The organism is Pseudomonas sp. SA233, from assembly GCF_054792385.1.
Genome location: NZ_CP096449.1, coordinates 1096211 through 1110346, shown reverse-complemented (window position 1 = coordinate 1110346; position 14136 = coordinate 1096211). Strand labels below are relative to the sequence as shown.

The 14136-nt window shown below is 62.2% G+C and carries 10 protein-coding genes; 6 read left to right on the top strand and 4 right to left on the bottom strand.

Annotation, left to right across the window (positions count from 1 at the left end):
- Window positions 1-52 precede the first annotated feature (52 nt).
- Complete coding sequence (locus tag M1D87_RS05165; RefSeq protein ID WP_061551963.1) at window positions 53-1561, top strand: sigma-54-dependent transcriptional regulator; 1509 nt, start codon at window positions 53-55, stop codon at window positions 1559-1561.
- A 512-nt stretch (window positions 1562-2073) separates the two neighbouring features.
- Entirely contained in the window at window positions 2074-3273 is a 1200-nt protein-coding gene (gene gltS / locus M1D87_RS05160; protein WP_039612756.1) for a sodium/glutamate symporter, read from the top strand.
- Here the strand turns inward: gltS and M1D87_RS05155 are convergent.
- From M1D87_RS05155 to M1D87_RS05140, 4 genes are all read right to left on the bottom strand, one after another.
- Window positions 3270-3902 carry a response regulator gene (locus M1D87_RS05155; RefSeq protein ID WP_024086354.1) on the bottom strand — a complete coding sequence of 211 codons (633 nt, stop codon included), beginning with the start codon at window positions 3900-3902 and terminating at the stop codon, window positions 3270-3272. The genes gltS and M1D87_RS05155 overlap by 4 nt on opposite strands.
- Window positions 3903-3934: 32 nt before the next feature.
- Window positions 3935-5281, bottom strand: a complete 1347-nt coding sequence (locus M1D87_RS05150) for a cache domain-containing protein (protein ID WP_039612817.1) — start codon at window positions 5279-5281, stop codon at window positions 3935-3937.
- Between the two features lie 108 nt (window positions 5282-5389).
- A complete protein-coding gene (locus M1D87_RS05145) occupies window positions 5390-5593 on the bottom strand; it encodes a YbdD/YjiX family protein (protein ID WP_003257949.1) in 204 nt (67 codons plus the stop codon).
- Window positions 5594-5606: 13 nt separating this feature from the next.
- The gene (locus tag M1D87_RS05140) at window positions 5607-7664 is read right to left on the bottom strand and encodes a carbon starvation CstA family protein (protein ID WP_039612755.1); all 2058 of its coding nucleotides are present in this window, start codon (window positions 7662-7664) and stop codon (window positions 5607-5609) included.
- Window positions 7665-8136: 472 nt separating this feature from the next.
- Here M1D87_RS05140 and gcvH point away from each other — a divergent pair, with 472 nt between their 5' ends.
- The 4 genes from gcvH (at window position 8137) to gcvT (ending at window position 14065) form a co-directional block, all read left to right on the top strand.
- On the top strand, window positions 8137-8520 hold the full coding sequence (gene gcvH / locus M1D87_RS05135; protein ID WP_003257943.1) for a glycine cleavage system protein GcvH: 384 nt from the start codon (window positions 8137-8139) through the stop codon (window positions 8518-8520).
- 11 nt (window positions 8521-8531) lie between these two features.
- Complete coding sequence (gcvP, locus tag M1D87_RS05130; protein ID WP_123083866.1) at window positions 8532-11387, top strand: aminomethyl-transferring glycine dehydrogenase; 2856 nt, start codon at window positions 8532-8534, stop codon at window positions 11385-11387.
- A gap of 152 nt (window positions 11388-11539) precedes the next feature.
- Entirely contained in the window at window positions 11540-12916 is a 1377-nt protein-coding gene (locus M1D87_RS05125) for an L-serine ammonia-lyase (protein WP_123083865.1), read from the top strand.
- A 27-nt stretch (window positions 12917-12943) separates the two neighbouring features.
- Window positions 12944-14065: a glycine cleavage system aminomethyltransferase GcvT gene (gene gcvT / locus M1D87_RS05120; protein WP_024086348.1), complete on the top strand. Its 1122-nt coding sequence runs from the start codon at window positions 12944-12946 to the stop codon at window positions 14063-14065.
- Window positions 14066-14136 lie beyond the last annotated feature (71 nt).

The window sequence follows — 14136 nt, the reverse complement described above, 5'->3', positions numbered from 1 at the left end:
ACAATGTTGAGGCATACTACCGCCCTCCCCCAGCCACAACCGCACCCTCCCCATGCGCATCCACGTCAGCTTCATCGACCGCGTCGGCATCACCCAGGAAGTCCTCGCCCTGCTCGGTGCCCGCAACCTCAACCTGGACGCCGTGGAGATGGTCCCGCCGAACGTCTACATCGACGCCCCTACCCTCAGCCCCGCCGTGCTCGAAGAACTGCACGACGCGCTGTTCGAGGTACATGGCGTGCAATCGGTGGACGTGGTCGACATCCTCCCTGGCCAACGCCGGCACCTGCAGCTCGATGCCCTGCTGGCGGCGATGAGCGACCCGGTGCTGGCCGTGGACAGTGCCGGCAAGGTGCTGCTGGCCAACCCGGCGCTGATCGAACTGTGCGGCCGCGAATCGGCCGGGCGCTCGGTGGGTGAGCTGTTCGGCGACCCGGCGCTGCTGCAGGCCCTGCTGGACAACAACTTCCACCTGCCCATGCGCGAGATGCAGCTCAACGGCCAGAGCCTGTTGCTGGACGCCATGCCGATCACCAACGCCGGTGGCCTGCTGACACTGTATCCGCCTACGCGCATGGGCGAACGCCTGTCGGCCCTGCACCACGACCACGCCGAAGGCTTCGATGCCTTGCTCGGCGAGTCACCGGCCATCCGAACCCTCAAGGCCCGCGCCCTGCGCGTGGCGGCGCTCGATGCACCGCTGCTGGTGCATGGCGAAACCGGCACCGGCAAAGAACTGGTAGCCCGCGCCTGCCACGCCATCAGCAGCCGCCACGCGGCACCATTCCTGGCCCTGAACTGTGCCGCGCTGCCCGAGAGCCTGGCCGAGAGCGAACTGTTCGGCTACGCCCCCGGGGCCTTCACCGGCGCACAACGGGGCGGCAAGCCCGGGCTGATGGAGCTGGCCAACCAGGGCACGGTATTCCTCGATGAAATCGGCGAGATGTCGCCATACCTGCAGGCCAAGCTGCTGCGCTTTCTCAGCGATGGCAGCTTCCGCCGGGTGGGTGGTGACCGCGAAGTGAAGGTGGATGTACGCATCATCAGCGCCACCCACCGCGACCTGGAGCGCATGGTCGCCGAAGGCAGCTTCCGCGAAGACCTGTTCTACCGCCTGAACGTGCTCAACCTGCAAGTGCCGCCGCTGCGCGACCGTGGCCAGGACATCCTGATGCTGGCGCATTTCTTCATGCAGCAGGCCTGCACGCAGATCCAGCGCCCACCCTGCAGGCTGACCCCGGCTACCCATTCGGCGCTATTGGCCAACCCTTGGCCGGGCAATGTGCGCCAGCTGCAGAACGTGATATTCCGCGCCGCAGCCATCTGCGAGGGCAACCTGGTGGATATTGGTGACCTGGACATCGCCGGCACCTCGGTGGCCCGTGGCCAGGACGGCGAAGTGGCCAGCCTGGAACAGGCCGTGAGTGATTTCGAGCGCGAACTGCTGCAACGCCTGTACGCCAGCTACCCATCCACGCGGCAACTGGCCGGGCGCTTGCAAACTTCACATACCGCCATTGCGCAGCGCCTGCGCAAATATGGAATACCGGGCAAAGCCTGATACCTGTCAGATAGCGTCAACGGGGCTGCTACGCAGCCCATCGCAGGCAAGCCAGCTCCCACAGGTATCGCACACGTGCTGAATTCTGCGCGATACCTGTGGGAGATTGCCCAGCCCTTTTGGGCTGCGCTGTCGCGCAGAGAACAAATATCGCTCGTCTGACGCGTCCTTTGTAGGAGCAGCCTTGTGCTGCGAAGAGGCCGGTACTGACAAAGCCTGTCTGTTGCTTGTACCGGCCTCTTCGCAGCACAAGGCTGCTCCTACAGAACCTCGCTGAACCAATGAGTCATGTGTTGTGCCATGTGAGAGCTGGCTTGCCTGCGATGAGCCGCAAAGCTGCCCCTGATAGTTATTGCAATAATCCGGTTGTTATTCAGGCTTTTCCTACGCCAGTGAAAGATACTCTCCCACGTATGCCTCGTAGAATGGTGACAGTGTATTCCCACCTGTCACCCCACTTGCCCGCCCCATAGCGGGAAGTGGTCCGCTACTGGATATAACGAGAGCACCTGATGTTTGAACTCGATTTTTACGGGACGCTTGTAGCCGCCTCTTTGGTACTGTTATTGGGGCGCGGCCTGGTCGCGCGTATTGGTTTCCTGCGCACTTACAATATTCCGGAACCTGTCGCTGGCGGGCTGGTAGTGGCCTTGGCGTTCCTGGTGTTGCGCAGTTTCGATATCCACGTGCAATTCGATACTTCACTGCAAACTCCTCTGATGCTGGCATTCTTCGCCACCATCGGTTTGAGTGCAGACTTCGCCAGCCTGAAAAAAGGTGGCCGCGTGGTTACCGTGTTCCTGCTGGTGGTAACCGGCTTGCTGCTGGTCCAGAACGCCATGGGTATCGGCCTGGCAACGGCACTTGGCCTCGACCCGCTGATGGGCCTGCTGGCCGGCTCTATTACCTTGTCCGGCGGCCACGGTACAGGCGCCGCGTGGGGGGCCACTTTCACCGAAAAGTTCGGTCTGGCGTCGGCCTCCGAACTCGCAATGGCATCAGCTACCTTCGGCCTGGTACTGGGTGGCCTTATTGGTGGCCCGGTCGCCCGGTTGCTGATCAGACGGGTAACGACACCTGGTATCGAAGAACCAGCACCACGACTGCCCAAGGGTTTCGAACAACCAGACAAAGAACGCTTGATCACGCCGTTTTCATTTATCGAAACATTGGCGCTGATCGCTGTCAGTTTACTCGCAGGCTCGTTACTTAACGGTATGCTGAAAGGCACTGCGTTTGAACTGCCAACGTTCGTTTGCGTACTGTTCGTGGGCGTGGTGTTGCGAAACGGCCTTTCGGCGCTCGGCTTTTATCAAGTATTCGAACGGGAAGTCTCGGTATTGGGCAATGTGAGCTTGTCGTTATTCCTGGCCATTGCCTTGATGTCGCTCAAGTTGTGGGACCTTTCAGCGCTGGCATTACCATTCTTTGCATTGCTCGCCGCACAGACATTGGTCATGGCACTGTTCGCGATATTCGTCACGTTCCGGGTCATGGGCCGCAACTATGATGCAGCGGTACTGGCTGCCGGGCACTGTGGTTTCGGCCTGGGTGCAACGCCAACGGCAATCGCCAACATGCAAGCGGTGACCCAGCGCTACGGAGCCTCGCGCATCGCCTTCCTGGTGGTGCCGATGGTGGGGGCATTCTTCATCGACATCATCAATGTCATCGTCATCAAGCTGTATCTGGCGTTGCCCTGGATTGCCTAGATCGAGGTCAGGCCATGCTCCAGGGCGTATTTCACGAGTGCCGCAGGGGTATCGATATTGAGCTTGCGCCTGATGCTCAGCCGATAGGTTTCCACTGTACGGACACTGATATCCAGCTCTTGGGCCATTTTCTTGTTGTTGTGCCCCTTGGCGATCATTGACAGCACTTGCAACTCACGGGGCGTCAGCTCGTGCTCGTCCCGGTTGCTCACGGCGAGCTTGCGAGTGATTTCCGAGCTGTAGAAGCTTCCTCCCGCAGCGATGGCCTCGATGGCCGCGATGAGCTCTGCGGAAGGCGCATTCTTCAGCACATAACCTAGCGCTCCGGAACTGATGGAGGTGCGGACGTACTCCTGGTTGTCGTACATGCTCAGCATGAGGATCCTGATATCCGGGTAGCGTTCGCGCAGCTTGCGCGTGAGCTCCAACCCGTTCATGTCCTGAAGCCCTACGTCGACCAGGAGAATGTCCAGTTCAGTAGTCGCTACCAACTCGATTGCCTGGGCTCCTGACTCGGCCTGGCCGACAACCTCGAAGTGCGGGATCGCGCACAGCAGCGCCTTTACGCCGTCACGCACAAGGACGTGGTCGTCGACCAGGGCGATTCTGACCGGATGGGTTACGCTCATGGAGTCCTCGAGGGTTGGCGTGGCAAGGCTGCTCAGCTGATCGTAACCGGTATCTGCACCTGTAGCTCGGTACGGCCGTAAGAGGATGCGATGTTGACGCTACCCGAGTGGTGGTCCACTCGTTCGCGAATGTTCCTCAGGCCGATACCGTGGCACTCGTCTGCTGCGCGGGTGTCGAACCCTACCCCGTTGTCCTCCACACGCAATACGATCATGCCCTGCTGTTGCGTGACGGAAACGATCGCGGCAGTGGCTTTGGCATGACGCTCCACGTTCGCGAGGGCCTCTTGAATGATGCGGAACAGCGTCAACCTGAGGCTGGTATCGATGTCCGCCGCATCCATTCCACATTCGTACTGGGTGTGAATCGAGGTACGTTGCTCGAACTCACGGACATGTTGCTCGATGGCAGGCGACAACCCCAACGTGTCCAGAAGCGAGGGGCGCAGATCATGGGAAATGCGGCGTATCTCACCGATCGCCGCGCCAAGTCTGCAAGTACCTTTGCGCAGGTTTTCCAGGCCCTCGCTCCGGCCGTTGGCCAGTTCGATGGCGGCCAGCTCATACTGGAACTTGATCGACACCAGCTCCTGACTGATCCCGTCATGCAGTTCACGCGAAACCCGCGAGCGCTCCTCCTCCTGCAGGTTCACGATCCGCTGGTTGAGCGTGGAAAGCTTACGGTCCGCCAGGCGATGCTCACTGACGTTCAGCATCAGGCCACCGGTAAAAATCACCAGTACGGCAATCAACGAGAACGAGGCGATCGCCAGAACCGTGGTCAGTACCCCGGTAGCGACCTCTTGCCGGGACTTGCGGGTCGCCACCTCCACATCGTCGATATATATGCCTGTGCCAAGCATCCAGCCCCAACGGTCCAGCATCACGACATATGACAGTTTCCCGGTAATCTGCCCGGAAGAAGGCTTCTGCCAGTCGTACAACTGGAATCCATCGCCCTCCCTGGCGCTCTTGAGCAGCGCCTGGATGACCGGTAGCCCGTTCTTGTCGGTCAGCGTAATGAGTTGCTTGCCAACCAGCTCGGACTGCCTCGGGTGCATCAGGTTCTTGCCCTGCTGGTCATACACGAAGAAGTAGCCGTCGAGGCCGAAGTTGGCTTGGGACAGGATCTCCAGTGCACGCTGCCGAGTTGCTTCATCATCGGTGCTGCCTTCATACAACGGCGCGATGAGGCTCATCGCCAGGCTTAGGTAGTTTTTCAACTCGGCCTTCTTTGCTGCCATGATGCTGCTTTCAACCAGGCGTGCCTGTTCCTCCTCCAGCTTGCGACTCTGGGCAAACACGAGGACACAGATGAACAGGACCGAAAGGACGAGTGGAAGCACACTGAGAGTGACGATCTTGTGCTTGAGTTGCATGGTCATTTCCAATGCAGGAGCGGGCCGGCAACAGCACTATGCCTGCTGCCGGCCTTCCAATGCGAGAGCACCATGATGAACGTTGCGCCTGCCTGGACTAGTCAGCGCTCAGCAGCAACGAACTGGGCGTCCCTTCCCGCCACCGTAACGTGCCTCCTGGCGCTCCCGGAAAAACGCCTCGTAGGACATCAGCGGTTTTTCCGGGTGCTTGAGCTGCATGTGCTCCACATAGGCGTCGTAGTCTGGCATGCCGACCAGCATCCGGGCGGCTTGCCCCAGGTACTTACCCATCTTGCTCAGGTCATTGAACATTCCGGGCGCCCCCTCAGACGTCCGGCTGTGGCTGGAACGGTGATTCCTTGTCGGTGCGCTCGGGCATGACCCAGGCACGGCGCCCCACCTTCACGGCAAAGCAAAGAATGCTAAGGACCACCAACAGGAACAATGCTGTCAGCGTCGCGTTGGTATAGGCATTGAACACAACGTGCTGCATTTGCATCAGATCCTTCGCAGGCGCCAGCACCTGGCCTGCAGCGGCAGCATCACTGTACTTCTTGGCAAGCGCCAGGAAGCCCATCGAGGGGTCCTTGTCCAGCAGCTTGATAAGACCGGCCGTAGTGGTGCAGATCAGCAGCCAGACGGCTGGAATCAAGGTAACCCAGACGTATCGCTGACGCTTCATGCGGATAAGCACCACACAGCCGAGCATGAGCGCGATCCCGGCCAGCATCTGGTTGGAGATGCCGAACAGCGGCCACAGGGTGTTGATGCCACCCAGCGGGTCGATCACCCCTTGGTACAGCAGCCAGCCCCACATGGCCACGCAACCTGCGGTAGCGATCAGGTTCGCCGTCCAGGAGTCGGTCTTCTTCAGTGCCGGCACGAAATTGCCGAGCAGATCCTGCAGCATGAAGCGCCCTGCACGGGTGCCGGCATCGACGGCGGTGAGGATGAACAGTGCCTCGAAGAGAATTGCAAAGTGGTACCAGAACGCCATGGTGTTCTCGCCTGGCAGCGCCTGGTGGAGGATCTGGGCAATCCCCACGGCCAAGGTCGGCGCTCCGCCGGCGCGAGCCAGGATGGTGTGCTCGCCAATGTCGGCGGCAGTCTGTTGCAGGATTTCCGGTGTTATGGTGAAACCCCAGCTGCTCACGGTAGCCGCCACGGTCGCGACATCGCCACCCACCACCGCGGCCGGGCTGTTCATGGCGAAGTAGATCCCAGGTTCGATGACCGATGCCGCGACAATGGCCATGATCGCGACGAAGGACTCCATCAGCATCGCGCCGTAGCCGATGTAACGGGCATGACTTTCATTGGCCAACAGCTTGGGTGTGGTACCCGAACTGATCAACGCGTGGAAGCCAGACACCGCGCCGCATGCCACGGTGATGAACAGGAAGGGGAACAGGGCGCCCTTCCAGACCGGGCCCGTACCATCGATGAAGTGGGTAACGGCTGGCATTTTCAGGTCGGGGGCGATGACCAGGATGCCGATTGCCAGGGCGACGATGGTCCCGATCTTGAGGAAGGTCGAAAGGTAGTCCCGTGGCGCCAGGATCAGCCAGACGGGCAGTACCGCGGCAACGAAGCCATAGCCGATGAGCATCCAGGTAATCTGCAACCCGGTGAAGGTGAACGCAGGCCCCCAGACTGGGTCGGCGGCGACCAGTCCACCGCACCAGATGGACGCCAGCAGTAGGACCACGCCGATCACAGAGATCTCACCGATACGCCCTGGGCGCAGGTAGCGCATGTAGACGCCCATGAACACTGCAATCGGCAACGTGGCCATTACCGTGAACATGCCCCAGGGGCTCTCCGCCAGCGCCTTGACCACGATCAGAGACAACACCGCGAGGATGATGATCATGATCAGGAAGGCACCGAACAAGGCAATGGTACCGGGAATGGAACCCATTTCTTCGCGTACCAGTTCGCCCAGGGAGCGACCATTGCGACGGGTGGAGATGAACAGCACCATGAAGTCCTGGACAGCGCCCGCCAGGACCACACCGGCGATCAGCCAGAGTGTTCCGGGCAGGTAGCCCATTTGCGCGGCAAGCACCGGGCCAACCAGAGGGCCCGCGCCGGCAATGGCAGCAAAGTGGTGCCCGAAGAGAATGTGCTTGTTGGTCGGTACGTAGTCCAGGCCGTCGTTGTTGAGTACGGCGGGCGTGGCGCGTGTGGCGTCCAGTTGCATCACCTTGTTGGCGATGAACAGGCTGTAGTAACGGTAGGCAATGAGATAGATGGCGACTGCTGCAGTCACGATCCAGAGGGCGTTGATGGCTTCGCCTCTGCGTAGTGCAAGGGTGCCCAGCGCGAACGCACCAAGCAAGGCAACGGCAAACCAGGCAATTCGGGTAGCCAGTGTGGTCATCGAATTTTCTCCTGTCGCGGGTGGTAAACCTGCGACGGCTTTTGTTGTTGTATGTGTCCGGATAAGGACGGCGACACTTTCGCCATGCCGGGTCCACAAGAAAATTCGCAGTACTACGGGCGCGATCTACGTAGAACTACGTAGAACGGGCATCGCAAGAAGGGCCGCCTGAAGAACTGACGGCTGAAACTCGCGCCCTGCAGGAGGATTGTATTGATTTCAGTACATCGTATTGAAATCAATACACACCCATACAGATACGGCAGTGCAAGGGTTTGATCCCCAAACCCTTTTCCATCCCCCTGCCGCTGTAGCGTTTTCATTCCAAAAGAATGACAAACTGAATACGAAAAATAATTAACATATTGATTTATAACGATTTTTAACGATTGGCCGCATTTTTGCTAAGGGAATCCCAACCCCAAGAGCGCGGAGCCACCGCGCCTAACGCCCTGCTTCCCGAGGATTCCCCATGAGCGAGTTGCGTTTCACTGAAGATCACGAATGGCTGCGCGTCGAAGCCGATGGCAGCGTTACCGTGGGCATCACCGCCTACGCCCAGAATGCCCTGGGCGATGTGGTTTTCGTGCAACTGCCAGAGTTGCAGCAGTATGAGAAAGGCAGCGAAGCGTCCACCGTCGAGTCGGTCAAGGCCGCCAGCGGTGTGTACATGCCCCTGACCGGCGAAGTGGTCCAGATCAACGACCAGCTCGAAGACAGCCCGGAACTGGTCAACGAAGACCCGATGGGCGAAGGCTGGTTCTTCCGCTTCATTCCCGCCGACGCCAGCGCCGTGGCCGCCCTGCTCGACCAGGACGCCTACGACCGCCTGATCAAAGCCAACGACGACGCCTGAGGAGCCCCGCCATGACCATCAACCTCGGCACCGCCAACGAATTCATCGCCCGCCACATCGGCCCGCGCGCCGCTGACGAGCAGGCCATGCTGGCCGCCCTCGGCTTCGACTCGCTGGAAGCCATGACCGCCGCGGTCATTCCCGACAGCATCAAAGGCACCAGCGTGCTCGGCTCACACAACGGCCAGAGCGAAGCCGACGCGCTTGCCGCGCTCAAGGCCATCGCCGGCAAGAACCAGCTGTTCAAGAGCTACATCGGCCAGGGCTACTACAACACCCACACTCCGGCACCGATCCTGCGCAACCTGCTGGAAAACCCGGCCTGGTACACCGCCTATACCCCGTACCAGCCAGAAATTTCCCAGGGCCGCCTGGAAGCGCTGCTGAACTTCCAGACCCTGATCAGCGACCTGACCGGCCTGCCGATCGCCAACGCCTCCCTGCTCGACGAAGCCACCGCTGCGGCCGAGGCCATGACCTTCTGCAAGCGCCTGTCGAAGAACAAGGCCAGCCACGCCTTCTTCGCCTCCGTGCACTGCCACCCGCAAACCCTCGACGTGCTGCGCACCCGTGCCGAGCCGCTGGGCATCGAGATCGTGGTCGGCGACGAGCGCGAGCTGGGCGATGTCAGCGCTTTCTTCGGCGCCCTGCTGCAGTACCCGGCCAGCAACGGTGAAGTGTTCGACTACCGCGAAGTGGTCGAGCGCTTCCACGCAGCCAATGCCCTGGTCGCCGTGGCCGCCGACCTGCTGGCCCTGACCCTGCTGACCCCGCCGGGCGAGTTCGGTGCCGACGTGGCCATCGGCAGCGCCCAGCGCTTCGGTGTGCCGCTGGGCTTTGGTGGCCCGCACGCGGCCTACTTCTCTACCCGTGACGCATTCAAGCGCGACATGCCAGGCCGCCTGGTCGGCGTGTCGATCGACCGCTTCGGCAAGACCGCCCTGCGCCTGGCCATGCAGACCCGCGAACAGCACATCCGCCGCGAAAAGGCCACCAGCAACATCTGCACCGCCCAGGTGCTGCTGGCCAACATCGCCAGCATGTTCGCCGTGTACCACGGCCCGGCCGGCCTCAAGCGCATCGCCGAACGTACCCATGCCCTGACCGCGATCCTGGCCGCCGGCCTGAAGACGCTGGGCGTGCAGGTAGTGGGCGCCAGCGCCTTCGACACCCTGACCCTGGCCACCGGCAGCGCCACTGCCAGCCTCCATGACAAGGCCCGCGCCCAGGGCATCAACCTGCGCCAGATCGACGCCGCCCACGTGGGCCTGTCGCTGGACGAAACCACTAGCCAGGCCGATGTCGAGACCCTGTGGCAACTGATCGGTGGCGACCAGGCCCAGCCGGACTTCAACGCGCTGGCCGCCAGCACCGGCTCGCTGCTGCCTGCCGCCTTGCTGCGCCAGTCGGCCATCCTCTCGCACCCGGTATTCAACCGCTACCACAGCGAAACCGAGCTGATGCGCTACCTGCGCCGCCTTGCCGACAAGGACCTGGCGCTGGACCGCAGCATGATCCCGCTGGGCTCGTGCACCATGAAGCTGAACGCCGCCAGCGAAATGATCCCGGTCACCTGGGCCGAGTTCGGCAACCTGCACCCGTTCGCCCCGGCCGAGCAGAGCCAGGGCTACCTGCAGATGACCACCGAGCTGGAAGCCATGCTCTGCGCCGCCACCGGCTACGACGCCGTGTCGCTGCAGCCCAACGCCGGTTCCCAGGGCGAGTACGCAGGCCTGCTGGCCATCCGCGCCTACCACCGCAGCCGTGGCGAAGGCCACCGCGACATCTGCCTGATCCCGTCGTCGGCCCACGGCACCAACCCGGCAACCGCGCACATGGCCGGCATGCGCGTGGTGGTCACCGCCTGTGATGCCCGCGGCAACGTCGATGTCGAGGACCTGCGCGCCAAGGCGATCGAGCACCGCGAGCGCCTGGCCGCGATCATGATCACCTACCCGTCGACCCACGGCGTGTTCGAGGAAGCGATCGGCGAAATCTGCGCGATCATTCACGACAACGGTGGCCAGGTGTACATCGACGGCGCCAACATGAACGCCATGGTAGGCCTGTGCGCCCCAGGCAAGTTCGGCGGCGACGTTTCCCACCTGAACCTGCACAAGACCTTCTGCATCCCGCACGGCGGTGGCGGCCCGGGCGTCGGCCCGATCGGCGTCAAGTCGCACCTGGCGCCGTTCCTGCCCGGCCACGCGCAGCTGGAAAACACCGAGGGCGCGGTTTGTGCCGCGCCGTTCGGCAGCGCCAGCATCCTGCCGATCACCTGGATGTACGTCCGCATGATGGGCGGTGCCGGCCTCAAGCGTGCCTCGCAGATGGCAATCCTCAACGCCAACTACATCGCTCGTCGCCTGGAAGAGCACTATCCTGTTCTCTATACCGGCGGTAACGGCCTGGTGGCCCACGAGTGCATCCTCGACCTGCGCCCGCTGAAGGACACCAGCGGTATCAGCGTCGACGACGTGGCCAAGCGCCTGATCGACTTCGGCTTCCACGCCCCGACCATGTCCTTCCCGGTGGCGGGCACGCTGATGATCGAACCGACCGAAAGCGAGTCCAAGGAAGAACTGGACCGCTTCTGCGACGCGATGATCCAGATCCGCGAAGAAATTCGCGCGGTCGAGAACGGTAGCCTGGACAAGGACGACAACCCGCTGAAGAACGCCCCGCACACTGCGGCCGAGCTGGTTGGCGAATGGGCCCATGGCTACAGCCGCGAACAGGCGGTGTACCCGCTGCCAAGCCTGGTGGAAGGCAAGTACTGGCCGCCGGTCGGCCGGGTCGACAACGTGTTCGGCGACCGCAACCTGGTGTGCGCCTGCCCGTCGATCGAGAGCTATCAGGACGCCTGATAGCCCTCGGGCCCGCCACCTGACTCAAGGTGTGGTCCGCTGTGGGAGCGGGCGTGCCCGCGAATGCGATGTTGGCTTCAACCACGCATTCGCGGGCACGCCCGCTCCCACAGAGTTCACCGTTTGCCCAATATCCTGGCTGGAGGTCCACCATGTCTTTGAGCGTCTTCGACCTGTTCAAGATCGGCATCGGCCCCTCCAGCTCGCACACGGTCGGCCCGATGCGCGCCGCCGCGCGCTTCGCCGAAGGGCTGCGCCGTGATGGCCTGCTTGCCGGCACGGTCAGCGTCAAGGCCGAGCTGTACGGCTCGCTCGGCGCCACCGGCAAGGGCCACGGCAGCGACAAGGCCGTGCTGCTGGGCCTTGAAGGCGAACACCCCGACGTCATCGACACCGACACCATCCCTGCCCGCCTGCAGGCCATCCGCGACAGCGGTCGGCTGAACCTGCTCGGCGAGCACAGCATCGCGTTCATCGAAAAGCAGCACCTGGCGATGATCCGCAAGCCGCTGGACTACCACCCCAACGGCATGATCTTCCGCGCCTTCGACGAGTCCGGCCTGCAAATCCGCAGCCGCGAGTACTACTCGGTGGGCGGCGGTTTCGTGGTCGACCAGGACGCTGCCGGCCACGACCGCATCGTCGAGGACAGCACACCGCTGACCTACCCGTTCAAGACCGCCAAGGAGCTGCTCGGCCATTGCACCGGGCAAAACCTGTCGATCAGCCAGGTGATGCTCGCCAACGAGGCAGCCTGGCGCCCCGAGGTGGAAACTCGTGCCGGGCTGCTGCGCATCTGGCAAGTGATGCAGGACTGCGTCGAAGCCGGTTGCCGGCATGAGGGCATCCTGCCGGGTGGGCTGAAGGTAAAGCGCCGAGCGCCGGCGTTGTACCGCCAACTGAGCCGCAACCCGGAAGCCAGCTTGCGCGATGCCCTGTCGGTGCTCGACTGGGTCAACCTCTATGCACTGGCAGTGAACGAGGAAAACGCCTACGGCGGGCGCGTGGTCACCGCGCCGACCAACGGCGCGGCGGGCATTGTCCCGGCGGTGCTGCATTACTACATGCGCTTCGTACCGGGAGCCAACGAGGACGGGGTGGTGCGGTTTCTGCTCACCGCCGCGGCCATCGGCATCCTGTACAAGGAAAACGCCTCCATCTCCGGTGCCGAAGTAGGCTGCCAGGGCGAGGTCGGCGTGGCCTGTTCGATGGCCGCCGGGGCGCTGTGCGAGGTGATGGGTGGCAGCGTGCAACAGGTGGAAAACGCTGCCGAAATCGGCATGGAACACAACCTGGGCCTGACCTGCGACCCGATTGGCGGGCTGGTCCAGGTGCCTTGCATCGAGCGCAACGCCATGGGCTCGGTGAAGGCGATCAACGCGGTGCGCATGGCCTTGCGCGGCGACGGGCAGCACTACGTGTCGCTCGACAAGGTCATCCGCACCATGCGCCAGACCGGCGCCGACATGAAAAGCAAATACAAAGAGACCGCCCGTGGCGGCCTGGCCGTCAACATCATCGAATGTTGACCCGACAACAACAGCAAGGAGTCACCGATGTCCGAAACACTGCTCAAGACCCCACTGCACGCCCTGCACCTGGAACTGGGTGCGCGCATGGTGCCGTTCGCCGGCTATGACATGCCGGTGCAGTACCCGTTGGGCGTGCTCAAGGAACACCTGCACACACGCGAGCAGGCCGGCCTGTTCGATGTCTCGCACATGGGCCAGATCACCCTGCGCGGCAGCGATGCCGCCAAGGCCCTGGAAAGCCTGGTGCCGGTGGATATCATCGACCTGCCGGTGGGCATGCAGCGCTATGCCATGTTCACCAATGAGCAAGGCGGCATCCTCGATGACTTGATGGTTGCCAACCTGGGCGACGACACGCTGTTCCTTGTGGTCAACGCCGCCTGCAAGGATCAGGACCTGGCCCACCTGCAAGCGCACATCGGCAGCCGTTGCGAGGTACAGCCACTGTTCGAGCAGCGCGCCCTGCTGGCCTTGCAAGGCCCGGCGGCAGTCAAGGTGCTGGAACGCCTGGCCCCGGAAGTGGCCGGCATGACCTTCATGCAGTTCCGCCCGGTGAAACTGCTGGGTGAAGACTGCTTCGTCAGCCGCTCAGGCTACACCGGCGAAGACGGCTACGAAATTTCGGTACCGGCGCATGCCGCCGAAGCCCTGGCCCGCCGCCTGCTGGCAGAGCCCGAAGTACAACCGATCGGTCTGGGTGCGCGTGACTCGCTGCGCCTGGAAGCCGGCCTGTGCCTGTATGGCCACGACATGAATACCGAAACCACGCCGGTGGAAGCCAGCCTGCTGTGGGCTATTTCCAAGGTTCGCCGTGCCGATGGCGCGCGTGCCGCCGGCTTCCCGGGTGCCGAAGCCATCTTCGCCCATCAGCGAGATGGTGTGGCGCGCAAACGTGTGGGCCTGTTGCCGCAGGAGCGTACCCCAGTACGTGAAGGCGCGGATATTGTCGATGCAAACGATAAACCTGTAGGCAAAGTGTGCAGCGGCGGCTTTGGCCCGACACTCGGTGCACCTGTAGCAATGGGTTATATCGATAGTGAACATACCGCTATCGACACCCCACTGTTTGCCGTGGTGCGTGGCAAGAAGGTTGCCTTGAAAGTCAGCAAAATGCCTTTTGTGGCACAACGTTACTACCGGGGCTGAAGCCGTTTTGTGAAGGTTGCGGGCAGGTTCGACATATTCGTTTTCGAACCTGTCCAATAACTTTTGAACAT

What these genes read in the sequence shown, in the direction of transcription:
- gcvH (WP_003257943.1), top strand. Translation starts at nt 8,137, where the DNA reads ATGAGCGAGTTGCGTTTCACTGAAGATCACGAATGGCTGCGCGTCGAA.
- M1D87_RS05125 (WP_123083865.1), top strand. Translation starts at nt 11,540, where the DNA reads ATGTCTTTGAGCGTCTTCGACCTGTTCAAGATCGGCATCGGCCCCTCC.
- M1D87_RS05150 (WP_039612817.1), bottom strand. Translation starts at nt 5,281, where the DNA reads ATGCAACTCAAGCACAAGATCGTCACTCTCAGTGTGCTTCCACTCGTC.
- M1D87_RS05145 (WP_003257949.1), bottom strand. Translation starts at nt 5,593, where the DNA reads ATGTTCAATGACCTGAGCAAGATGGGTAAGTACCTGGGGCAAGCCGCC.
- M1D87_RS05155 (WP_024086354.1), bottom strand. Translation starts at nt 3,902, where the DNA reads ATGAGCGTAACCCATCCGGTCAGAATCGCCCTGGTCGACGACCACGTC.
- M1D87_RS05140 (WP_039612755.1), bottom strand. Translation starts at nt 7,664, where the DNA reads ATGACCACACTGGCTACCCGAATTGCCTGGTTTGCCGTTGCCTTGCTT.
- gcvT (WP_024086348.1), top strand. Translation starts at nt 12,944, where the DNA reads ATGTCCGAAACACTGCTCAAGACCCCACTGCACGCCCTGCACCTGGAA.
- gcvP (WP_123083866.1), top strand. Translation starts at nt 8,532, where the DNA reads ATGACCATCAACCTCGGCACCGCCAACGAATTCATCGCCCGCCACATC.
- gltS (WP_039612756.1), top strand. Translation starts at nt 2,074, where the DNA reads ATGTTTGAACTCGATTTTTACGGGACGCTTGTAGCCGCCTCTTTGGTA.
- M1D87_RS05165 (WP_061551963.1), top strand. Translation starts at nt 53, where the DNA reads ATGCGCATCCACGTCAGCTTCATCGACCGCGTCGGCATCACCCAGGAA.